This is a genomic window from Chitinophagales bacterium (assembly GCA_020635995.1).
Lineage (GTDB): Bacteria > Bacteroidota > Bacteroidia > Chitinophagales > UBA8649 > JAFMKE01.
In genome coordinates, this window is record JACJYS010000007.1 from 163142 (window position 1) to 186279 (window position 23138).

Sequence of the window (23138 nt, forward strand, 5' to 3'; positions counted from 1 at the left end):
GAGTGCAAGATATATTATTTATTTCTTATTTCCAAGTTTATTGGCTAAAAAAAACTTAATAAATTAGGTATGTTTTCTATTATGGTTTTTTTAGTCATATACCAATGGTTTATTCAAAATAGCTATTCCTTTTTAGTAATAATTGTAGTATTTGGTAGTGCTTTTTGTAGTTCAATTACGGCATTTTCAGTAAAATAACAATCGCTTATGTTTAAGTCCTTTAAATTTTTTAATTTCCCTAAGATAGAAGCGGTGGCATCACTTTGTAAATTGTAATTAAAAGATAAATCTAACTGTTCTAATTTATTTAGCTTAGAAAATGAAGTAGGTAACGATTTTATTTCATTGGCTTTTAAGTGAAGTTCTTTTAAAACTGTAAGCTGACCTATTTCAGTAGGTAAAGTAGCCAATAAATTATCCTCTATTTGCAAAACACTTAGCTTCTTGCAGTTGGATATACTTTCAGGCAGTATTTCTACCACATTATCGTTAATAGATAGTTCTTCAAGTTGCGTAAGTTGCCCTATACTTTGAGGAAGCGTTTTAATTTTAAGCTTATAATTCACAAAGAAATCGCCATCAAGATTTAAGTATTTCAATGATTTTAAATTGCTTATATCTTCAGGTATATTTACCACATGATTAATAGCCAAATTTAAGTACTGTAGCTTAGTCATGTTTAAAACTTCTTTAGGAAATTTTTCCAACTTATTCCAGCTTAAATCTAAATAAGTAAGATTACTTAATTTATTAAAACTACCGGGTAAAGTAGTTATTTTATTTCCTCTTAAATAAAGGCTGTCTAAATTGCTTAGTTTACTAAAACTACTGGGAAGCGTAGTTAGAGCATTGGTGTACATATATTGTTGCTCATTATCAACTATTAGCACTTTTAGTTGTTGTAAATTTCCTATTTCTTCGGGTAGAGCCGTTAGTTGGTTGCCTCTTAAATTTAGACGTGTTAATCCACTAATTTTTCCTATTCCTAAAGGTAATGTAGTCCATTTGTTAAAACTTAAATCTAAGTTTTTTAAGCCTTTTACATTAGCTAAAGCTGCACCTATATTTTCAATATTTAAGTAAGGATTAGAGTTAATTCCAAAATTTTCAATACTTAAATTACTGCCAATATTTTCCAATAAATTGCCGTTTAGTTCTAAAGTTTGCAGTTTTAAATCAGAACCCATAGTTCTTATATTGCAATAGTTGGCTTTTAGTATTTTAAGCTGAGGCATTTGTTTAATTAACGGAAACAAAAATTCTTCATTAAGTATAGCATCGTTAGAAACATCTAAAGTGTGCAGTTTTTGCAATGCTTTTAGTGTTTCCGGTAGCCGTACTATTTTATTGCCTTTTAAATTAAGTATTTCAAGTCCTTTTAGTTTACTAATATTTTCGGGCAGGCTAAATAAATCGCAATTAATAAAAGCCACTGATTTTAAATTGGGCAATGCTTCTAATTGTGTAATAATATTTTCAGCATCCAACTGTTTGCACATATTAAACTCTATGTTTTCAATAGCATTTAGCTGGTTTATATGCTTAGGTAGCGTTTTTAAACTACTGTTTTTAATGCTCAAAGTTTTGTCTTGGTTTTTGTTGCTAATTTTTTCGTTTAAAGTTTCAAACAAGTCGTAGAGTTTTATAGAATCTTGTTCAAGTTTATATTTTTTTAAACCTACGGCATAAAGTGAGTCAAAAAGTCTATCTACATTGTCGTAATTTTCTATTTCTTTTTGGGCAAAAGTGCTACTAAAAACTAATAGCGTTACTATTGATAATAAATATTTCATTAAGTTAATTTGTTTAACATCAACAAAAATAAACTATTTTTTATTGAGGAATATTTTTTAAGCAGAATGTTTTTAACATTTCTTTGTTTCAAAATTAATTTTACCTTTGTGTCGCTTTCTAGGGGTTTCTGTTTTTTACAGAATGAGAATTACCCTTTGAACCTGATAAAGTTTATACTTGCGTAGGGAAGAAAGGAAAATGGGTGTTTGCCCTTTTGAAAGCATTTTTAATAATTAAAATTTTATGTTATGAAAAAATGCTTTACACTTAGTTTTTTTACCTTTATTTTATTAGTTAACGCAGTAGCTCAAGTGCAGTTGAGTGGAAAAATTGTTGATGTTAATACCAAAAAAGCACTATCAAATAGTACTATTTACATTGATACTGAAAAAACGCCTACTTTTTCTTTAAATGACGGTTCTTTTAAGTTGGAATTAGAAAGTGGAGAACACACCATTACCATAAATAAAAAGGATTATGACCCACTTACTCAAAAAATAAGCATAAATAATGATGCTGTTATTTTGTTTGAAATGTATCCCGAAGGTACAAGCCCCGAAGATGAAAGTATATACAAATCATTGTTTACAGATGAAGTAATAGTAAAAGCGGTAAGAGCTAAAAAAGATGAACCAATTGTAAATACAAAAATTGACAAAGAAGAAATAGCTAAAGAAAATTTTGGTAAAGATTTGCCTTATCTTCTTGAAAAACAACCAAGTGTAGTAGTTGCCAGCGATGCCGGAAATGGCGTAGGCTACACAACAATGAGAATAAGAGGTACCGATATGTCGCGTATCAATTTTACGGTAAATGGTATTCCGTATAATGATGGCGAATCGCAAGGCGTTTTTTTAGTAGATATGCCTGATATTGCTTCTTCATTAAATGATATTCAAATACAAAGAGGTGTGGGCACCAGTACCAATGGTGCTTCGGCTTTTGGTGCATCGGTAAACTTAAATACGAATACTAAAAATGAAAAAGCTTATGCCGAAGTTAATAATGCAGTGGGTTCTTTTGGAACAGTAAAAAATACATTGAAATTAGGAACAGGATTAATCAACAAACATTTTACTTTTGACGGTAGAGCTTCTCATTTAATGAGTAATGGATATATAGATAGAGCCAGCACAAAACTGTGGAGTTATTATTTAAGCGGTGCTTATTATGGCAAAAGTACCATTATCCGTTTTAACCATTTTAGCGGGAAAGAACGCACTTATCAAGCTTGGAATGGTGTAGATAGTGCTACTTTGGCAACCAATAGAACTTTTAATATTAGTGGTACAGATTGGGGCTACAAAACTGAGCCTTACAAAGATGAAGTAGATGATTATAAGCAAGACCACTATCAGTTGTTTTTCTCGCAGCAGTTTAAAACCAATTGGACAGCTAATATTGCCTTATTTTATACCAAAGGCAAAGGATATTTTGAGCAGTATAAAGTACAATCAAGTTTGGCTGACTATAATTTAGCCGATGTAATAATAGGAAACGATACTATAAGTGAAACAGATTTAGTACGAAGAAGATGGCTGGATAATTATTTTTGGGGAACTACATTTTCTTTAAATTATACCAAAATTAAAAAATTGGATTTCACTTTTGGCGGTGCGTGGAATCAGTACGATGGCGACCATTATGGCGAAATAATATGGGCTCAATATGCCGGCAATGGCGATATTTATCACAAATATTATGATAACAATGGACTAAAAACCGACTTTAATATATATGCTAAAGCAAGTTATTTTATTACTAAAAAACTATTGGCTTTTGCAGATTTACAGTATAGAAATGTTGCTTATAATGTTTCCGGAATAGACAATGACCAAAGGTATTTATTTGAAGATGTAGATTATCATTTTTTTAATCCTAAATTTGGATTGAGCTATTTTATAAATTCTAAGCATACGGTTTTTGCATCTTTTGCTATGGCAAGCAGAGAACCTACAAGAAACGATTTTATAGATAACATACAGCAACCCAAGGCAGAAACGCTTTACGACCTTGAAGCAGGATACAAATACAAAAGTAAAAACCTATATTTTAATGCCAATTATTATTATATGCACTATAAAAACCAACTGGTGCTTACGGGAGAATTAAATGACGTGGGTAATACGGTGCGTGCCAATGTAGATAAAAGTTTTAGAACAGGAATAGAATTAGTGGGTGGAGTAAATATAATGAAATATGCCAGCTTAGATGCTAATGTAACCTGGAGTGTAAATGAAATAAAATCTTTTACAGACGAAAATGCTGTAGTGCACGATAAAACAAAAATTTCTTATTCGCCACAATGGATAGGAGGTGTTAATTTAGAAATATTTCCTGCAAAAGATTTTACCATAGGCTTTTACAATAAAATGGTAGGTAAGCAATTTTTAGATAATACTACTAACAATCGTTTGAGTTTAAAAAGATACTATCGTTCAGATTTTGGACTGCAATACACCGTACATACTAAACCCGTAAAAGACATTAGTTTTTTATTTAGGCTAAATAATTTTACCAACAGAAAAATAGTAAGCAATGGATATGTTTATTATGGTACGCCATACTATTTTCCGCAAGCTACCATAAACTTTATGTTTGGTTTAAATTTGAAGTTTTAGGTTTTTCTGCAAAAGAGTTGTCAATAATAATTAAATCTAATCTAAAAAGAAATGACTAATTATTACCTTTGTCCCTCACTAAAAACTTAAATTTTGGAAGCATTAAAGCAAGAACTTAAAAAACGAATAATTGAAACCCTAAATTTAGAAGATATTTCTATAGATGAAATAAAAGATGATACGCCTCTTTTTGGAGAAGGCTTGGGTTTAGACTCTATTGATGCCTTAGAACTTATCGTTCTTTTAGATAGACATTACGGTATTAAAATTACAGATTCAAAAGAAGGAAGAAAAATATTTGAATCGGTACAAACTATGGCAGAATACGTTCAAAAGCATAGAACAAAATAAACTATGCTACAAAAAGTTGCTGTTACAGGTATGGGTATTGTTTCTGCCATAGGTAATAACGTTGCAGAAAATTATACTAATTTAATAGCAGGAAATCATGGTCTTACAGATATTGCTAACTTAAACACTATACACAAAGGAAGTATTAAAGTAGGCGAAATAAAAAATACCGATGAAGAATTAAAAAAAGAGCTGAATATAGCCTTTGAAAAGCCTATAAGTAGAACTTCTTTATTGGGAATTAAAGCTTTAAAAGAGGCATTAACCCAAGCTAATATTAAAGATATAAACCAAATAGAAACGGCTTTTATATCTTCATCAAGTGTAGGAGGCATGGATAAAACAGAGCATTTTTATCAAACATATTTTACCGATAAAGAAGCTCAAAACTATATAACTACGCACGATATAGGCGATACCAGCCACAAAATAGCCGATTATTTTGGTTTAAAAGGAATGGTTACGGCTATAAGTACAGCTTGCTCTTCTTCTGCTAATGCTATTATGCTGGGCGTGAGGTTAATACAAACAAATCAAGCTAAAAGAGTAATAGTGGGCGGCACAGATGCCCTTACAAAATTTACTATTAATGGTTTTAACACTTTAATGATATTGACCGACAGCTACAACACGCCATTTGATGAAAATAGAAAAGGCTTAAACTTAGGCGAAGCTGCCGCATATTTAATTTTAGAAAGTGAAGATACCATACAAAAAACAAGCAATAAACCATTGGCATACGTTAGTGGATATGGAAATGCAAATGATGCTTATCATCAAACAGCATCTTCAGAAGAGGGCGAAGGAGCATATTTAGCCATGAAAAAGGCGTTTGAAATTTCAGGGTTAAAACCACAAGAAATAGACTATATAAATACACACGGTACGGCTACAGAAAATAATGATTTATCGGAAGGGAAAGCATTAGAGCGTATATATAATGGCATTTCTGTTCCTCATTTTAGTTCTACCAAACCTTTTACGGGGCATACTTTGGCAGCGGCAGCAGCTATTGAAGCTGTTTTTAGTATTTTGGCACTTCAAAATGGTGTAGTATATCCTAATCTAAATTTTACTATACCTATGAAAGAATTAAGTATAATTCCTCAAACAGTACAGCTAAAGAAAAATATAAATCATGTACTATCCAATTCTTTTGGTTTTGGAGGAAATTGTTCAAGTTTAATTTTTTCTAAATGAAAAAGTGTTATGTAAACGGCATAGGAAGCGTAAGTGCTAAAAATACTTTTTTAAGAGGTTTTAATTTTTTTGAGATAAACAATACAGATAATGTACTGTATGCCATAGAACCCGATTATAAAGATTTTATTTCTAAAGTAGAAATAAGAAGAATGGAAAAAGGCTTAAAAATGAGTATAGCAGCAGTTTCTAAAGCTCTTGAAGAAGCTCATTTATTATTGCCACAAGCTATAATAGTAGGTACGGGTATGAGTTGCCTGCGTTCTTCAGAAAAATTTTTGAAAGCTATGCTTGAAAATAATGAGCAGTACTTAACGCCCATAAATTTTATTCAATCTACACACAATACGGTGGCAGGGCAGTTAGCCTTAAAACACCAGAGCAAAGGTTATAATTTTAACTACGTTAATGGCTCAGTTTCCTTTGAGTCGGCTTTATTAGATGCACATAATCAAATTCAGTTTGGTATAGAAAATGACATTTTAATAGGTGGGGTAGATGAAACTAACGAACATACACTTTCTTTATACAAACATATTGGCTTTATAAAAAAAGAAGAAAGTGCCTATAATATTTTAAATGCTAAAACCAAAGGTATGATAATGAGTGAAGGTGCTCATTTTTATGTACTTCAAAATGAAAAAAGTAAAGCAACTTATGCTCAAGTTATTGATATTGAATTGATTAACAATTTTACGGAGAATGAAGTAGCAAATATGGCTCAGCAGTTTTTAGCTAAAAATAACATGGAATTGGGAAATATAGATGCAGTGGTATTAGGCAATAATGGAGATATAGAATTTGACGGTTATTATAATCCGTTAGAAAGTTTATTTGCTAAACAAACAAATCTATATTACAAGCATCTTTCTGGGGAATATAATACCGCTTCAGCTTTTGGATTTGGTTTGGCTTGTAGTGTTTTAAAAAATCAAAGTATTCCAAAATTTACCACTAAAGAAAATCCTACAAAAAAAGAAATTAATACTGTGCTATTATACAATCAATACAGAGGAAAAGATCATAGTTTTGTATTATTGGAGAGGGCTTGATAAAGTAGGAATTAAGAAAAGTGTTGACAATTGGTATAAGTAACAAACTGTTTTACGAAATCCCCAATAGAACATTTTTTTATCAACTATCCCACAACAACCGGTTCCGTTCAACCTGCGTTCTCATTGTTCGTCCTCCGGACGCAACGAAAACTTAGTTGTTGGCGGTAGTATTTTTTATCTTTCGTTGTGTCCTTTTCCGTCAAAGATTTTCGGTTTCGCCTTTTCAATTCTTGAACTTCTTGTTTTGGATTGTTTGGCTTCTGAAAAATAGAGCAAATATCCTCTTTGTCGTCCTGGTGTCAGATTGTAAAATGCAGTTTTAAAATCCGAGTCATTCTCAAATTCTTGTTCAAGTTCTTCAGGCATTTCATATTCCGAAGTCTTTTTCATTTTAACTTCCAAACCTGCTTTTTCTACCTCTGTTGCCTCAAAAATATAGGTTTTGATAATTGCTTTTGTGGCAATAATTTGCTCTTTGTTTGTAAATCGCATTTGTCGAGCCGATTGTACGTTTTCGGTCTGTTGCACCAAAATATTTTCGGTGTCAATTAACAATGCTCCCTTGTGAAAAAGTAAAGCACAATATTCTTTAAATCCGTGGATAAGAACTATGTTCTTACCTTGAAAAGTATAGCAAGGGTGCATCCATTTAAAATCTTCGTCAAGTCCACATTCCAAGCAAATTTCTCGGAGCAAAATGGTTTCTTTTTTCCAATTCTTGATTTTTTCTATGTATCTGTCAACCTTTTCCATTTTTAATTTTGTTTTTGTAATTCAATGATTTTTCGGTCGTTCGGTCTGAAATACCAAGACACAATTGAGACCAAAAGCAAAATAATTGAAGGCATTGCTTCTGTTATGGGTTGTCCAACTGCTAAATGTGAAATTGTTGCTCCTGACATTGCAAAGAAAAACCCTGCATAAGCCCATTCTTTTAGCAAAGGATTTTTAGGAATTAAAATGGCAATTACACCCAAAATTTTCCAAGTTCCAAGAATTGACAACAAGTAGAGTGGGTAGCCAAGCTGGGTTACTATTTCGTTGTATCCGCCAATTTGAAGCATTTGCTGTATTCCGCCTGCCAACGTTCCGAATGATAGGAAGATTGTTGAAACCCAATAGGTTATTTTTTTCGTCTTTGTCATTTTGAAGTTATTTTGATTTTGTCAATATTTCTTCCAATCGGTTATGTGCCCAATTGACACCTTGCTTGAATGGAAGTTTTAGGTTTTGGTCTCTGTGGTTCACGGATTGATAGATTACATTCTGTTTTAATCTACTTGTGTTTTCGGACAATTTCTCGAATTCGTAAATTTCGAGTTGAACGCCAAAAGGCATATTTTCCATTTCAAAAGTTCGTATGATTTTTTGGTTTGTTATAAAGTCGTGTATCGTACCATTAAATCCGATTTTGTTGCCTTTTGGGTCGGAATTTGAAAATTGGAAACTACCGTGTTTTTGGAAGTCGAACTTTAGCACTTTCGTTCCCATCCATTGTTCAATTATTTCTGGTTCTGTGTAGGCTTTGAACAAGAGTTCAACAGGCAAGTCAAACGTTCGTGTTATGAGTATTTCCTGTTTGCCATCTTCGGCAATCACGTTTGTTTTTTGTTCCATATTTTATTTTTTTGATTGATAGCTCTTCATTACCGATTCCAATTTGTTGAATCTGTCGTCCCATAGTTTTCTGAAAGGCTCGATAAATTCCGCTATTTCTTTCATTCCGTTTGGGTTTAGGTGATAGTAGATTTCCCGTCCTTTTTGTTCTTGTTCTAAAATTTCACATTCGGTGAGGATTTGAATGTGCTTTGAAATCGTTTGCCTTGAATAATCAAAATTTTCGGCAATCGCAGTTGGTGTCAAAGCTTGAAGTGCAACTAAAGAAATAATCGTTCTTCGAGTTGGGTCGGCAATTGCTTGAAAAACATCTCGTCTTAATTTCATTACGCAGTTATTTGACTGCAAATATAAGCGCAACTATTTAACTGCACAATTTTTTTTCTTTAAATTTTTGGAATTAAGTTCGGTTTTGGGTTCCGTTATATTACCGCCAACGTGTTTGTATATGAAAAGTAGCAGATTTGAATGTGCCATTTTTCAGTTTAAAAACAAAGATAGCAGAAAAGAACCAAACATTAAGTTTAGCACTAAACTGCTATTTTTTATATACGGTGTTGGCAATAGTTATTATTCCACTTCCTAAATTTTATTTCAAATCGAGATTTCCTGTCGAATATTTTAAATTATACTTGAATTTGTCAATTTTCCAAAATTCTCTATTTTTAACCAAATGCAAATTGTAACTTCCAACAAATTCTCGTGTCTTTCCTTTGCTTGCAGATTCCTTAAAATGTGTAGCAGTTGCGTAAACAAAAACTTCTGCCGAATTATTACTGATTTTAACTAAATGATTTCCTGCTAAATGATTTATCGCATCTATATTTGCAAATCCTTGTTTCCATTCATTACAAATGTCAATAGAACTCTTCTTGGAAATTTCTCCACCAAGTGAAGACATATCAAAGTCAACAAGTTCAGAAAAAACTTCTTTTTGAAGTTTTTTCCACTCTTGATTGTCTGTATAGATAAATAGTTTATGAACTATTTCAATGATTTGCTCTCTTACAGTAAATTCCATTTTACTTGTTTATTTTCAACATACCTTCATTTCCAAAAGCAGAATAAATTCCGAAAGTTACGTTGTCTAACATTTCATTGTAATTTGTAATGTGTTGTCCCATTCCCATATAATCAACTACTGTACGCAATGGTTTTTCTCCATAAGGAATTGCAATAAGGTTTGTAATGGCATCTGCAACTTTCTGTGGTCTTTGCTCTGTATTTGCCTCTAAAGCCTGTTCAAACCCGTCAAACATAGCTTTTGGTGCTTGCATAAATTCTCCATAAGATTCATTTCTGCTGTTGTCACTTGGTTTTTTAAGATTCTCCATAAATGTCGTTGGAAAACCACCAGGTTCAATAATACTTGACTCTATACCAAAAGCTGATAATTCCGTTCTATAATTTTCTGCAATAGCTTCTAATGCCCATTTGGAAGCATTGTAAACACCATAAAAAGGTAAAGTCATTCTACCCAATAAACTTGAAGTATAAATTACTGTTCCTTTTCCTTGTTTTCTAAAATGTGGCAATGTTGCTCGCATTACACGTTGAACTCCAAAAACGTTGACATCAAATACATATTTCATATCGTCTGGTGTAAAATGTTCTTGCATTCCAAATACGCCAACTCCTGCATTGTTTATCAAAACATCCAACCCACTTAAAAAGTCAATAGCGTTTTTAACACCTTTGTTTACGCTTTCTTCATTGGTAACATCCATCTCTACCAAATGAACACCAATTGATTTTAGTGCGTCCGCAACTTTTTCATTTTTCCCTTTAGTTGAACGCATTGTTCCAACAACTTTGTGTCCTTTTTCAATAAGTGATTGACAAGTTAAAAATCCAAATCCTCCACTTGCTCCTGTAATTAATATTCTTTGTTCCATTATTTATTGTTTTAAAATTATAGTGCAAAGTTGAAGTAAAAGGAAGTATTTTATATAACCTTAATTATACAAGAAATGACCAATTTCAAAGATTAACCTATTATTGGTTAGATTTTCGGAATGTATTTGGGGAAAGTTGTGTGTGTTTTTTAAAAAATCGACTAAAATGAGTAGGTTCACTAAAACCTAATTTATAAGCTATTTCCTTTGAAGAATAGGTAGTGTTTTTGAGCAATGATTTGGCTACTGACAATGTTCGTTTAGAAATCCAATCGTTTACAGTTCTACCTGTTTTACTTTTTATTACAGAATTTAAATAATTTGGGTGTAAATTTAATTCGTTGGCATAATCTTGTACTTGAAAGGCGATAGTTAGTCCTTTTGAAGTTGCTATTTTAAACTCTCGTTCCAATAAAATTTTAAAGGATTTAACAATTTGAGAATTTCTTCCTCCTTCTTCTAATGGATTGTACGATAGCCAAAAATTTTCTTTTATTTTTAGAAGTAATACAACAAAAAGGTTTCCAAGAATTTTGTTCTTGTATTCAGATTGTTTTTTGAACTCTTTGAATATTTGTTTGTAAAGAATTTCAAATTCACTAAAGTCATTCTGCAACATTTTTTTTGGTGGAACTGTTTCTGCTAATAAAAACGGAAATTCGCCAAAAATATCTGGGTGAACATTCTCTCTTAAAAAACTCTCTGTTAATGTGATAATATAGGCGTCTTTAGAGTTTTCTATTTCAAAGGATTTAATATGTCCGGGATTTGTAAAATATATGGTTTGTGAATCAAAGGGAAATATTTTATCATCAATGGTATATTTTCCAGAACCTTCTTTTATAAATACAAAAGAAAAATAATCGGCTCTAAAAACTGGTGATTTAAAAGGTGTTTTAGAATGAATAGCAGGTAAAAAATGAATCGTAAAGTCCATTTCTTGCTCAATTGGTAAATTCAGCGATTTATACAAGTCCGAAATTTTATGGTGGACTATTAATTCCATTTGAGTTCGTATTTTTTAATTATTGCCAACGGTCAAGTATAAGCGTAGTGCGGGTTTAGAAGCACTTCACTTTCAATTTACCGATATTTTTTTAATGTTCAATTAGTTTATATTCAGTACTTTGGCCCGCATTACGCTTATACATTGTTGGCAACTGGCTTTCCTTTTCACTTTCCATATTCGTGATATTCGCTTACAGTCAAGAAATATCCATCGGGGTCTCGAAGTGAAAATTCCTTTTTCTTTGGTCTTGGGTTTAAATGGATGTCTTCTTCTATACCACAACCCGAGTTTTTAGCCCTTTTGTATATTTTTTCCAAGTTGTTCGTCCTAAAATAGAGCATTAAACCATTTCCTGGGGTAATACTTGGGTCTGTCATTGTTGGATGGTCGTCCATTTCCCATTGATGAAGGCAAAGTACAATTTCATCAGTTTCAGACTTTAGAACAGCAAAACCGTGTCCTTTTGGGGATGAATTTTTAAAGCCAAATATATCCTCATACCATTTTGCACTACTATCTACATCATTAACAGCGATAATTGGGTCGATTCTTGTCATAGGTCGATATTATTCGTTATAGCCTTTTTTTTTCCACAAGCCGTTTAGAAATCCACCAATAGTTTCCGCTCGGATCAATAATTCCCGATTGTCGGTCTTGGTAATCCATATCGGCTGGTTCAAATTCAACTTTTGCTCCATTTTCGACCGCTCTTTTGTGTATTTCGTCCACATTGTCAACATACAAATAAAATGCAGTTCGCATATTTAAAAATTGTCCTCTTGCTTGGCTAATCATAAAACAAGAAGTTCCAATTTTTAAAATCACGTTTGCAATGTCGCCATTTTCTGGGTTCGTTGAACGGTTGATTTCTTCTGCATAGAATGCCTTTTTAAGAAATTCAATCAGTTCATTTGGATTTTCCACAAATAAATATCCGTTTACGGTTTCAAATCCTTCTGGTCGATATGTATCAAATATTTTGTTCATTTTCGTGGTTTTTTTTAGCTTGTTGCCAACGGTTCTGAATAAACGCACGTAGCGGCTTCATTTATTTAAACTTAACAAATATAACAAACTTTTTATTAAAAACACAAAGTGAGCAAGCTGGCACTTGCCCGCTATTGCGTTTATTTTTTGTTAGGCAATGGCTATTTCTAGTCAATATAATATCCATTTTTACTTGTATCTGCCCATTTTCCAAATATTTTGTATGAATAACCCAAACTAAAAGACCAATTCATAACTCCAGTACTTGATCTTGCATATACTCTTGGTTTATTATTTATTTGATAATTAAAATCATAAGCTCTAACATTATAAGGCGTATAATAAAAGGAAGTATTAAAAAATAATTCAGATTTTCTTTTCTTTCCCAGTTCTAATCGTAAATTAACTCTTGCTCCAAAATTTATAAAAACTTGGTGTAATTTTACCTCAGTTGCTTCCACGCTATAAAAATCCCCATTACTTGAACTAACAGAATAAGATTCATAACCTGCAAAATCACTATTTCCAGCTATTGCAATTCCAAAATGTGGACCAAAATCAAAATTAAATCTTTTATAATTAAACGGTTTATATAGATACCCCATATTAAAAAATGTAGCACCTTTTGTAACTATCTTTGAACTTGTAACTTCATCATAGTTTGTGAATCCAAAGCCTGTTTTTATATTCAAGTTTTGAATTGACAATTCCAACCTATGTTTATTTTTTATGCAATAGCCACCAAAAAAGCGCACATTAATGTGCATTTTATTTCTAATGGATTTATTGTTTAAAAGTTCAGTAGAGTTTGGTTGGTACTTGTATTTTGAAGTTAAATAAGAATTACCAATTTCTAAGCCAAAATACCCATAATTTCTATGAGTATTTTGGTTCGAATTTGTATTTGTCTGTGCTAAAAGCAAAGAGCAAAAAAAGATATTTATTATTAGTAATAAATTCTTCATTACCATGGCCAAGTTTTATTATTTCTAGTTTTGAAACTTCCTGCATCCTTATCATAATGATTAGAATACGTTGAGCTTAAAATTTTAACCGAAGAGCCTGGAGCTCCAGAAATCCCTGTTATACTATTACCATCTACAGATATTCCTATGCCTGTATAAGTAAAAATAGTATGAACAGCTTTCTTTTTGTTGGTTTTATCTACATCATATTTGTATGATTGAGTAACTGTTGGTGCACCACTTGGTGTGATTTCTACACTTACTTCTCCCCAAACTCTAATTTCATCAGCTTTTGTTTTCTTCCATTTGTCTTTACGTTTCTTTTTCTTATAGTTAACCGTTTTCATGCCTGCAGATTTGTGAAAGAATACATTAGTTTGCCAATGCGTTGACTTCATTCTTCTTGAGTTAGATGCAAAATAATCATTATTATGATTGTTTCTAAAACCATAACCAGCAACCCAAGCTTTCACTTGATATTCCCCATCTATTTGAGGTTTATAAGCAATTAATTTATCATTTATAACTTCTGCCGTGTTATATTCAATGGTTTTACCTGAATTCTTAAATTCACTTGTTTCGTTGAAATAGCCATCTACGTATACAAATACATATTCATTTTCAACTCTACAAATTAAATTTCCTACCGAAATTTCACGATTATGGTTTAAAACAGCTGCTAAGTATGGGTCGTCAATTATGAAATCAGCTGAATTATTAAAATCTAACGGTGGTAAATCAAGAAATTCATCATCATAATTTAAAACCGAATCATAAGATAAAAATCCATAACTATTGTTTAACTCTTCAATATAATTAGGTTGCTCACTTGATATTCCTCTCATAAAAACTTCAAAGTCGTCAAAGTTATTAAAGTGCAATCTATTATCTATAATAGAAGGATAAATAATTGATGATTTAAAGTTTTTTGTTAAAATTTCTGTAGCTTCAGAATTTTGAACATTTTGAATGTCTTCTTTACTACATGAAAACAATGCAATAGTCATAGCAATTATTAATATTGGTATTTGTCTAAAATTTGTCATAATTTTACTTTTTTAGTGGAAGTTGGGTAGTCGCATGTCTAGTGCTTTTATTGACTACCTTTCTTCCTGTTTAAAATTTGTTTTTTCTTTTGTTTTTAAAAGTTTTCTCTTTTTTTGTATTAACTTATTACTAAGTTTTTCTAATTGGATTTTATCAAATCAAAAATTAGAATTTTGTTTTCTTTTGTTATATTTTCCTTTAAACTCCTTTATTTATTATGTTTTTTAATGTTTATTTTGCGTCTAGCTTTTGCCTAACGGTTTGTGTATGAAGCGTTGGGCATTTCGAAGCACTTTACTGTCAAGCCGCTACAAATTTTATTAAATGTAACGCCCTTGAAATTAGCACTATCCGCCCAATGATTTATACACTTTGTTGGCAATAGTTATTCCTTAGTAAATTTTATATCAATAAGTTTTTCAAGTAATTTGAATCTAAATTCGATGTAGTTGTTTTTGAAATATGAATCTGATGTCTCATAAGTCGAACCATCGTAGTATGTTACCTCTGTCTTGAATAGGCTAGTAACATTTTTAGGAAGTTGTTCAACTTTTTGTGTATTAAAGTTAATAGCAACTTCTTTTGTTTCCACTTTTTCCTTTGTGACATACCTGTATTCATTCCAATTACATCTGCAAGTTGCTTTTCCACGTTTTGCATATGCTTTTGCAACAAACGATATGTCAGTCATACTATTTGTATATGGTCCACCGTATCCGTGCTTGTCTCCCTTTCCGCTTTCTTTCCAACATTTAACTGAGCTTTTGTCTATTTTCCAACCATCTGCAGCTGAATTTCTAATATTGAATTGTTTTTCCACATCTTTAGTACTTCCACTTCCTGATGTAGCGTGTACAATATCTGTTTGACCGTTACTTGTTTGTTTTTCTTGGTAACTTACTTTGTAATAAACTTTGACTTTTCCAATATTGTTTGGTACAACAACAAATCTTGGATTGTATTTATATATTTTGTCTTTCCCAAATAATCTTTTTTTATGAAGTATTACTTCAAATGTATTTATTGTGTCACTACGAAAAACATCTGATTCAGTTAAAGGAATTGAGAACGATATTTTTTTATCACTATATATTGAAGTTACAGGTACTTTTTTATCGTTAAATATTAGGTAGTTATTTTCATTGTTTAATCTCACACCTTTTATATCGATAGTAATGATTTTGTTCTGGACATTTGATATGATTGGTGTTTTATAAAAAGTAGGTGTTGGATACTTGCTAGCCCCTGGGATTCTTGTTACAACATTTTCAATAATTACTGTAGCATCTTCTAATTTTGTCTGCCAACTTATGCTTTCGTTCTCCAACTTAGCTGAAATAGTATTAATATCGTTTAGAAGAGCCATTTCTTTTTCTGTGAGTTTTTTATCCAAGTCATCGGATAAATATTTAATGTTTCCAATTAAATATGAGGTATAATTAGCCAAATTCACATAAAGCGTTCTTTGTTGTTCTGATAAAATATTATTAGCTTTTTCCAAAGCATTATTTACAGTTTGGTCTAAAGCATTTGCTGAACTTATTAAAGTCCCTGCATCTTGCGCTATTGCATTATTGAAAACTAATAATAATACAGCGATTAATAATTTTACTTGTTTCATAGTTATTATTTTTAATTTTAGTTAATTATTGCCAACGTTTGGCGCTTGGCGCAGTGGCGGATTTCGGAGCACAAAACTGTCAATACACCACAAAAGTTGATGCGAGGTAGAATGTTCAATTAACCACGTCACCCGCCATTGAGCCAAACGCCTGTTATGGGCTGGCGTTCTGTTCGTTGCCTGTTTATTGTCTTTCAAATTTATATAGTTTGTCTTTATTATAAACGTAAAAGCCGGGGTCAAAATAGTTGTCTGAATAGGCTGCAATCAATAGAATTGGATTTTTAATGTTTACTGTTTTTGATTTTGCAACGTCCTTAATTGAATTAAAGTCAGGCTGACTAAAGTGATTGCTACCATTTGGATGGCTATGCCAATCACCAACATATATCACTTTATTGTCAAAATGCTGAAAATATTCTTTTGTCTTAATGTTTAACTCCTTGTGGTCAGGCTCAAATTTTGTTGGACTACTTTTATACTTGTCAGGAACTATTATGTCTGAAATTACAAGGTCAATGTAACTATTTAGGTAACTACCCATTAAAATGCCGCCAAATTCGTTTGGATAGTGTGCTCTTGAATATTGTTCAATCGTTTCTAATACTGAACTCTCAACAGTCAAGGTTAGATTTAATTCGCTTTGGTTGAATTTAACATCTTCTGATAAACTTATGTAATCGTTATCAATAAAACTGTAAAAACTTCTTGGTTGTGCATTCTCAACAAAGAATGAGTTTATCTTTCTAACAGTAAAATTTAGTAGCTGATTAATGTCAAAATTAGATGCTTCAAAAGTCGGATGCCAACAGCCCGTTCCTTCCCTAAATTCAGGTTCGGTAAAAGTTCCAAATGAATAAAGCATTTGATTCCTTCGTTCAATAATATTGGAGTTGTCCGAATTGGTCACAAATATCATTTCTCTCGCTTTGTTTGACATTGAGATATAACAAACAAGATTGCTTAATCTCATATCAGTAAGCATTTGGATGATTTCATTGTTTGCTGTGCAATCAATAATTAAGTCATAAGAGTTTAGCTTATCAAATACTTCCTGATACTTTTCTGATTTTGGTGAAGTTGCTTTTAGTTCACTAAAAATATTCACTTCAACGAATGGTGAAATGTTTTCAAGTTTTTGTTTTAGCTGAGCTGATTTTGAAAATGAAACTTCTGTAAAATCATATGAACTGCGACAAATATTGCCTGGCTCCACAATATCAATGTCAGCAAGGTCAATTCTTCTTAAACCTGCCCTTACAAGTATTTCTGATAACGTACTTCCAACAGCACCGTTTCCAATAACAAGAGTTTTTCTGCTAGCTAAATTCTTATTCAATGCACCCCTTCCAAAATATCTATCATAAGAAGCATTATATGTGTTATCCCAAATTATTTCCCTGCTATATCTATCAATAGTTTGAAGTCCTTTTCTTGAAAAGTCATATCTAGGTATAAGGATAAAATCCCAATGAACTTCAAAACCGTCAAGACTTGGAATTTTATACCCGATAGCTAAAAATATATATGGCTCTAATCCATTTGGGTAAAGTCTATAATTGGCAGATGATTTACAAAAGTTTCTAAAAAAGTCGGAAAAGTCAGGTGGCAATATTTTTGACAAATCACCCCAATTCTTGAAGCGATTTTTCTTTGAGTGAACTGGTTCTTTTTCCAAAAATACCCAAGCTCCAATATATTTGTCTTTCTTATGGTAGCTGCTTGACCAACTATATTCTGTATTCCCTAAGTTTTGTGCAAGAGCAGTTATTTGAGTGATTTTGTTTTTATCATTTCTGTGAAAACTTAATACCGAGTATTTGAATTGTCCAAATGGTTTGTCAAAACGAGAAAGGTTAAACTTGTCTTCTTGAAATATTAATGTAACAACCCCTTTTGCATCAAATGCAGAGTATTCATAATGTTCGTCATTTACGCCTTTTTCGTAATAATCTCGAACATATGATTTTAATTTTTCAATCTCTAAGTTAAGTCTAGTAAATGTGTGATTTACAAAGTTTGTATTTAAGCATAACGAGCCGTCAAAATTTTGATGGGGTAGTCCTTCAAAATCTTTGGTGATAAATTTTATTTCACCTAAAGGGTATACTTCGGGTATATGGACTTGAAAAGTTAACGAGTTGTATAAAATTTCACCTTCGTATCGTTTTTCATCTTTATTGTATCTAAAGAGCTTTATGATTTCAAACTTTTCAAGTTTACTGAAGTAGTCATTATAGAATGCTAAATCATTCTTGTTCATTGGCGTAACTTCTTGGAGGTGCTTCAGATACTGGAGGTGCGTCTTGTTTTAGACCATATTGATTTTGCTGTTCTTTTGCTCTTTGTTCTGCAAGTAATTTTTCCCTTGCAAGTTTTTCCTGTTGAGCTTTTGCTTCTGCTTCTTTTCGCTGTTTTTCTTTTTCTTCAAGTTCTTTTCTGTGGCGTTCTTCTTGCTGCTTAATTATAGATTGTGTCTGTCTGTATGCTGCTAATTTTTCGGGTGTTAATACATCTTTATGCTCCTTTTCAATTAATGCAAGTTCTGCTTTCTTTTGTGCAGGGTTATGAATGTCTGCGAAAAAGTTAACGCTAGATTTAAAGCACTCATTAAACTCATTTAATTTTCTGCTAACGGAAACTTCGTCTAATGCTTCTCTGTTAGTTACAGCGTTAATTGACCAATTGTAACTACCTGATTTTGCCAACTTGGCATCAATAATGTAGAATTTGTAATGCATAAAGTCACCTTGTTCTGCATCTTCACTTCCTTCCTTATTAACTGTCGCTCCAAGGTCAATTAGCTTCTGAAAAAGCTCAAATCTGATAATGTTTAATTCATTGCTTGACACAATGACCTTAACATCAACGCCCCTTTTTCTTGCGTCAATCAACTCATTTATTAAGAATGTATCTGTCAGCCAAGACACAGCGACCTTTATGGAATGTCTAGCACTCCTTATGTCCTTTGAGATTTCTGTTTGAATGTTGTTCATATTTTTACTTTTTTAATTGTTTAAATTTGTTGAAAATGTTGTCAGTCTGTTACGGTGTGTTTTGTTACGCTTGCCCATAACGGTTCGCGTGTTTGCGAAGGAGCGGAGTAGAAAGCACTAAGTTTCAACTTGCACCAACGTGAGCAAAACCATTTTTTTATTTGCTAATTTACATTTTTTATGCAAATAAAAAATGGTTTTTGCGACCAAGAAAGCACAAAAGTTCAGTTATGCACTTAACCCGCTCTTTTGCAAACACGATGTTAGCTGTTGTTTTTTTTTGACATAATTTTTAAGGCTTTCAATGTTGTTTCTTCTTTAATGTCAATGAACCTAAAAAGTCCAGCGGTATTAATTTTAATTAAATTTTCATAACAAGAAATTGTCAAAGCTGATGTCTCTATGGAATTATTTCCGTTTTGAACTCTATTATTTGAAATTTTTGATTTTCGAAAAATATATCCAAAAAAGTCTGGTAAAGCTAATAAACTGATTTTTGATTTTTCACAAAATGTCATTTGTTTAAGAACAAAGTCGGCACTTGGAAAATTAAATGCCTCTACATCTTTCTTTCCATAAACATTTCTGTCAAAATACATAGATATTTCTTTTGCAATTAGCATAGGAGCAATATCTCTCAAATAGGTATTTAAGGTGGTTATAAAATAAAATAATGCTTGAAATTCAACTTTATTGAAGTCTAAAATATCATTGTTGAATTTATTTAGAATTTTTGTTGGGTCAAAAAGTCGAGGCTCTAAATATTTATAACAAAAACAAATAAGTTGGTTGTCTATAATTAAATCAGTCAAATCTTGGATTAGTAATGTCCGTGGTCTTTTCTCCTTAAAAATTGTTGTTGAGTGAAAAATTTTTGTTTGTAATTTATGTTTTGAATACAAACTATTCAATTGATAATTTATTTTTTGAATATGCTCTTTTTTGCAAGAAATACCAAAATAATAAATCTCATTTTCAAGATCACCATTGTTTTTATGAAACTTAGTCTCATCACAAAAAAGTATAGTGCTAACTCCTTTTAGTAAATTATCCAATCTTTGAAATATTTATGAACTTGTATATGCTTCATTAAATACACTATCAGTATTAAATAGGTCTCTTTGTAAGTTGTCTAACAATTCATAGTCATTTGCCAAGTCCTCATCATTAAATCTAATTAATACTCTATTAAGTCCATCTTCGTGCTTAATAACAGTTTTAAATTCGACATATTTATTTTCGTCCATTAAGTGCCAAAAGCAATGTGCATATTTGTTTCGTATTTGGGAAGCTGTTTTAAGCTGGCTTATTAAAGTGTCAACTTGTTTATCCCATTCTTTTAATGTTTCACTATCTTCAAAGACACATTTTTTAGTTCCATTTCCATAAACTTTATAAAAGTCTTTTAGTAATTCAACCTTTTGAGAAAAGCTGCCTGAAGAAATAATGTTATAATAAACCGCTGCAATTTCTGGTAAGTCATTACAGAAATATTGTTTAAGCACTTCGGTCAGTTGCCACTCTAAGCGATTAAATTCAATTATTATCCATCCAATTTGAGATGCAATTTTGTTTAAGTATTCATCTTGTTGTTTTTCGTCTGTCCATTCGGAAAAGTTAGCATCAATGTCGGCTTCAAAAGCGTCAATCGTTTTTTTCTCTTTTTTTTCTCTCATAGTTATATTGTTGTCGGTTTTGAAAAATAACAGCTAACGGCCCTGGCTATGGCAAGTGCGGGATTTTGAAGCCGCTTTCTTGTCCGCCTACCGTGATTTTATTTAGCTGTAATATATTCATTTATAAGCAGTAAACCCGCATTTGCTATAGCCGATGTTGGCACACGTTTTTTCTTTTTTTTCAATGTGCTCCCATCAAATAGAGGTCTGAGATGGCCGTGTCTTCATACTTCTCTCCTTTATAAACTTCCAAAATTTCAATCGTCACGACATCTCCATTTGTGACCGTCATGTAATAAGTGTCCCACTTAAATATTTGTGGATACATGGAGTCAAGAAAGTTCAAAATCAATTTGGGCTCGCTATTCTTCTTTAGAATCGCTTTTTTAACTCGTGAATTTGCTTCCCATGTTTCCTTGCTTTTACAATACCCGTTGTTCAGCCCAATCTCGTAAAAAAGGATGTCAAGTGTGTCGACACCTTGAAATGTAATGTTGATTTGCTCACCTATTCCATATCCGTTCTTGCCTTCTACCCAAGCTGTAGATGGATCTCCATCTTCCATATTGTCAATGTCATACGAAATTCCCTTTTGACTTTCTAAACTTGAGGAGGCCGTCATGTTCCAACCAATTGCACATCCAAGACTGCAACCACCAATCAAGGGAATAGTAACTTCTTCGTATGAAGTCGTATCTCCCAATTCAGCGGTTACTTTAGGTATTTCTTGTCCCGAGCAATGAACATGGATTATAAATGTCAATATCGTTAGAAAGCAGATTTTCATTTTTTTAATGTGTGCCAACGGTTTGGCTATGAGCAGTTGGGGATTTCTTGCTCTTACTTTTCAGTTTAGCACAGACCTTTGTTTTTTGTTTTGCTTTTGGTTAAGCACTTAAACCCCAATTGCTTATAGCCGTTGTTGTGTGCCGTTTTTTATTTTCCACTTTTTCGCCTGTTATCTTCTCGACACAGCATTTGACAATTTTCGGCAGTTGTCTTTCCGCCTGAATGCCAAGGGTCAATATGGTCAGCTTCCATTTCGTTGATTTCATAATGTTCTTTGCATACAGGACAAATACCCTTTTGTCTTTCGTAGGCTTCTCGTTTCTGATTTGGACTAAATGCTCTAATGTTTAGGTACTTTTCCTTTCTGGTCAATACATAAGTGTAAATTCCTTTTTTGTTCTGAACATCTTCGTCAAGCATCAATTTGGTAATTTCTTCTTCGAGTTTCTTTGAGTCATATTTTTGGTCTTTAAACTCATTGTATAAGTCTCCCCATTGAATACCGCTCATTTCCTTACGGTATTTTGGAAAAACTGCTTTTACCCAATTAATTACAGATTGAAAATAAAGCCAAAGTTCATTTGCATTCGGTTCGTGCTGATTTTTTGCCATATATGCTTCAATAGCATCACCGCTTATCCATTTGATTGTTGTCTCCAAATAATCTTGTCTAATTGGTGAACCTGTCATATAATCACCGCCTAAACCATAAGCAGCACAACCATTTTTACTAAAATATCTTTTAGCGTCTGAAACCCAAGAACCTGAATAAACTGCGTTTCTCAATTCTTGGTCAGTCAATTTTTCTCCTGCAATGTTGATTGTTTTAAACCACTCTAATTTTTCGCTGTCAGTTCCGCTACACAAATAGACCATTAGTTTGTAGTTCAGAATTTGCTCCTGTTCGTCTTTTTGTAGGTTATGGAAAAATCTGTTATTAAAAGCAAAATCTCCTTCTACGAATTGAGAAATGGAAATTGTCCGTTGTTGTCCGTCAATTACTTCAAAGTTTCCATCTTCACGAACTGCCCAATACATTACATTTAAGGGAAAGTCTTTTGTAATTGTGTCAATTACTGCATCTCTTTGGCGGTCTTTGTAGATAAATTCACGTTGATAGGGTGGGCGAATGTCTAATTTGCCACCATAACCAATAACGCCACCTTCTTCGTTATCTTCATATCCGTTGGTCAATTCACGGACTGTAATTTCTTTAAGTTCTATGTTCATAAAGCCTTGTTCTTAATGAATATTCTTGCGTATGTGTTTTTACCATCTATTAATGGTCTTGCATCTTTAGTTCCTTTGAATGGAATGCCGACTATTTCAGGGTCGTAACCAGCAGAAGCAGAAAGTCCTAAAATTTCAAATTGGTCAGGATTGTATTTGTCTAAAAATGTGATTGGAACGCCCATAACACCTTTATAGTCAGCAGGTATATCTTTAGTCTTGTTAACATTGATTGCATCATAGTTATCATAAGTAGGGTATTCTTCTGGCGAATAAGACTTGTAA

25 protein-coding genes and 1 riboswitch are annotated in these 23138 nt (G+C 32.2%); of the genes, 5 read left to right on the top strand and 20 right to left on the bottom strand.

Features of this window, described 5'->3' with window-relative positions; genetic code table 11:
• Window positions 1-122 precede the first annotated feature (122 nt).
• Window positions 123-1793 carry a leucine-rich repeat domain-containing protein gene (locus H6578_10885; GenBank protein MCB9227657.1) on the bottom strand — a complete coding sequence of 557 codons (1671 nt, stop codon included), beginning with the start codon at window positions 1791-1793 and terminating at the stop codon, window positions 123-125.
• Window positions 1794-1903: 110 nt separating this feature from the next.
• Window positions 1904-1999, top strand: a riboswitch (TPP riboswitch).
• A 43-nt stretch (window positions 2000-2042) separates the two neighbouring features.
• Here H6578_10885 and H6578_10890 point away from each other — a divergent pair.
• The 4 genes from H6578_10890 to H6578_10905 all read left to right on the top strand — a co-directional run bounded on the left by H6578_10890 (window position 2043) and on the right by H6578_10905 (window position 7018).
• Window positions 2043-4415 (top strand): TonB-dependent receptor, encoded by a 2373-nt coding sequence (locus H6578_10890; GenBank protein MCB9227658.1) that lies wholly within the window; start codon window positions 2043-2045, stop codon window positions 4413-4415.
• A 93-nt stretch (window positions 4416-4508) separates the two neighbouring features.
• Window positions 4509-4766, top strand: a complete 258-nt coding sequence (locus H6578_10895) for an acyl carrier protein (protein MCB9227659.1) — start codon at window positions 4509-4511, stop codon at window positions 4764-4766.
• A 3-nt stretch (window positions 4767-4769) separates the two neighbouring features.
• On the top strand, window positions 4770-5966 hold the full coding sequence (locus H6578_10900) for a beta-ketoacyl-[acyl-carrier-protein] synthase family protein (protein ID MCB9227660.1): 1197 nt from the start codon (window positions 4770-4772) through the stop codon (window positions 5964-5966).
• Window positions 5963-7018 (top strand): beta-ketoacyl synthase chain length factor, encoded by a 1056-nt coding sequence (locus tag H6578_10905; protein MCB9227661.1) that lies wholly within the window; start codon window positions 5963-5965, stop codon window positions 7016-7018. The genes H6578_10900 and H6578_10905 overlap by 4 nt, the downstream gene beginning before the upstream one ends.
• A gap of 177 nt (window positions 7019-7195) precedes the next feature.
• Here H6578_10905 and H6578_10910 read toward each other — a convergent pair whose 3' ends face one another.
• Genes H6578_10910 through H6578_10925 form a run of 4 tightly spaced genes read right to left on the bottom strand, consistent with a single transcriptional unit; the run spans window position 7196 to window position 8965 of the window.
• Window positions 7196-7774: a YdeI/OmpD-associated family protein gene (locus tag H6578_10910; protein ID MCB9227662.1), complete on the bottom strand. Its 579-nt coding sequence runs from the start codon at window positions 7772-7774 to the stop codon at window positions 7196-7198.
• Window positions 7775-7776: 2 nt separating this feature from the next.
• Window positions 7777-8166, bottom strand: coding sequence for a DoxX family protein (locus tag H6578_10915; protein ID MCB9227663.1), 390 nt, complete (start codon window positions 8164-8166; stop codon window positions 7777-7779).
• A 7-nt stretch (window positions 8167-8173) separates the two neighbouring features.
• A complete protein-coding gene (locus tag H6578_10920) occupies window positions 8174-8638 on the bottom strand; it encodes an SRPBCC domain-containing protein (protein ID MCB9227664.1) in 465 nt (154 codons plus the stop codon).
• 3 nt (window positions 8639-8641) lie between these two features.
• Window positions 8642-8965 (bottom strand): winged helix-turn-helix transcriptional regulator, encoded by a 324-nt coding sequence (locus tag H6578_10925; protein ID MCB9227665.1) that lies wholly within the window; start codon window positions 8963-8965, stop codon window positions 8642-8644.
• Between the two features lie 121 nt (window positions 8966-9086).
• On the opposite strand from H6578_10925, the gene H6578_10930 reads away from it, so the two are divergent.
• Complete coding sequence (locus H6578_10930; protein ID MCB9227666.1) at window positions 9087-9224, top strand: hypothetical protein; 138 nt, start codon at window positions 9087-9089, stop codon at window positions 9222-9224.
• A gap of 3 nt (window positions 9225-9227) precedes the next feature.
• On the opposite strand, the gene H6578_10935 is transcribed toward H6578_10930, so the two are convergent.
• The 15 genes from H6578_10935 to H6578_11005 form a co-directional block, all read right to left on the bottom strand.
• Window positions 9228-9659 carry a nuclear transport factor 2 family protein gene (locus tag H6578_10935; GenBank protein MCB9227667.1) on the bottom strand — a complete coding sequence of 144 codons (432 nt, stop codon included), beginning with the start codon at window positions 9657-9659 and terminating at the stop codon, window positions 9228-9230.
• 1 nt (window position 9660) lies between these two features.
• Window positions 9661-10533: an SDR family oxidoreductase gene (locus H6578_10940; GenBank protein MCB9227668.1), complete on the bottom strand. Its 873-nt coding sequence runs from the start codon at window positions 10531-10533 to the stop codon at window positions 9661-9663.
• A 100-nt stretch (window positions 10534-10633) separates the two neighbouring features.
• Window positions 10634-11539, bottom strand: a complete 906-nt coding sequence (locus tag H6578_10945) for a helix-turn-helix domain-containing protein (GenBank protein ID MCB9227669.1) — start codon at window positions 11537-11539, stop codon at window positions 10634-10636.
• 167 nt (window positions 11540-11706) lie between these two features.
• Window positions 11707-12099: a VOC family protein gene (locus H6578_10950; protein MCB9227670.1), complete on the bottom strand. Its 393-nt coding sequence runs from the start codon at window positions 12097-12099 to the stop codon at window positions 11707-11709.
• Window positions 12100-12115: 16 nt separating this feature from the next.
• Window positions 12116-12529 (bottom strand): VOC family protein, encoded by a 414-nt coding sequence (locus tag H6578_10955; GenBank protein MCB9227671.1) that lies wholly within the window; start codon window positions 12527-12529, stop codon window positions 12116-12118.
• Window positions 12530-12696: 167 nt separating this feature from the next.
• A complete protein-coding gene (locus H6578_10960) occupies window positions 12697-13494 on the bottom strand; it encodes a hypothetical protein (protein MCB9227672.1) in 798 nt (265 codons plus the stop codon).
• Window positions 13494-14540, bottom strand: a complete 1047-nt coding sequence (locus H6578_10965) for a hypothetical protein (GenBank protein ID MCB9227673.1) — start codon at window positions 14538-14540, stop codon at window positions 13494-13496. Before H6578_10965 ends, H6578_10960 begins: the two co-directional genes overlap by 1 nt.
• 386 nt (window positions 14541-14926) lie before the next feature.
• Window positions 14927-16162: a hypothetical protein gene (locus H6578_10970; protein ID MCB9227674.1), complete on the bottom strand. Its 1236-nt coding sequence runs from the start codon at window positions 16160-16162 to the stop codon at window positions 14927-14929.
• Window positions 16163-16346: 184 nt separating this feature from the next.
• Window positions 16347-18425 (bottom strand): ThiF family adenylyltransferase, encoded by a 2079-nt coding sequence (locus H6578_10975; protein MCB9227675.1) that lies wholly within the window; start codon window positions 18423-18425, stop codon window positions 16347-16349.
• Window positions 18412-19158: a hypothetical protein gene (locus tag H6578_10980; GenBank protein MCB9227676.1), complete on the bottom strand. Its 747-nt coding sequence runs from the start codon at window positions 19156-19158 to the stop codon at window positions 18412-18414. Before H6578_10980 ends, H6578_10975 begins: the two co-directional genes overlap by 14 nt.
• Before the next feature lie 263 nt (window positions 19159-19421).
• Complete coding sequence (locus tag H6578_10985) at window positions 19422-20213, bottom strand: hypothetical protein (GenBank protein ID MCB9227677.1); 792 nt, start codon at window positions 20211-20213, stop codon at window positions 19422-19424.
• Window positions 20214-20225: 12 nt separating this feature from the next.
• Complete coding sequence (locus tag H6578_10990) at window positions 20226-20834, bottom strand: hypothetical protein (protein MCB9227678.1); 609 nt, start codon at window positions 20832-20834, stop codon at window positions 20226-20228.
• Window positions 20835-21015: 181 nt separating this feature from the next.
• Window positions 21016-21621, bottom strand: coding sequence for a hypothetical protein (locus tag H6578_10995; protein ID MCB9227679.1), 606 nt, complete (start codon window positions 21619-21621; stop codon window positions 21016-21018).
• A 149-nt stretch (window positions 21622-21770) separates the two neighbouring features.
• On the bottom strand, window positions 21771-22853 hold the full coding sequence (locus tag H6578_11000) for a DUF262 domain-containing protein (protein ID MCB9227680.1): 1083 nt from the start codon (window positions 22851-22853) through the stop codon (window positions 21771-21773).
• Window positions 22850-23138: modification methylase (locus tag H6578_11005; protein ID MCB9227681.1), on the bottom strand; the 289-nt coding region annotated here is incomplete at its 5' end. The genes H6578_11005 and H6578_11000, both read right to left, overlap by 4 nt.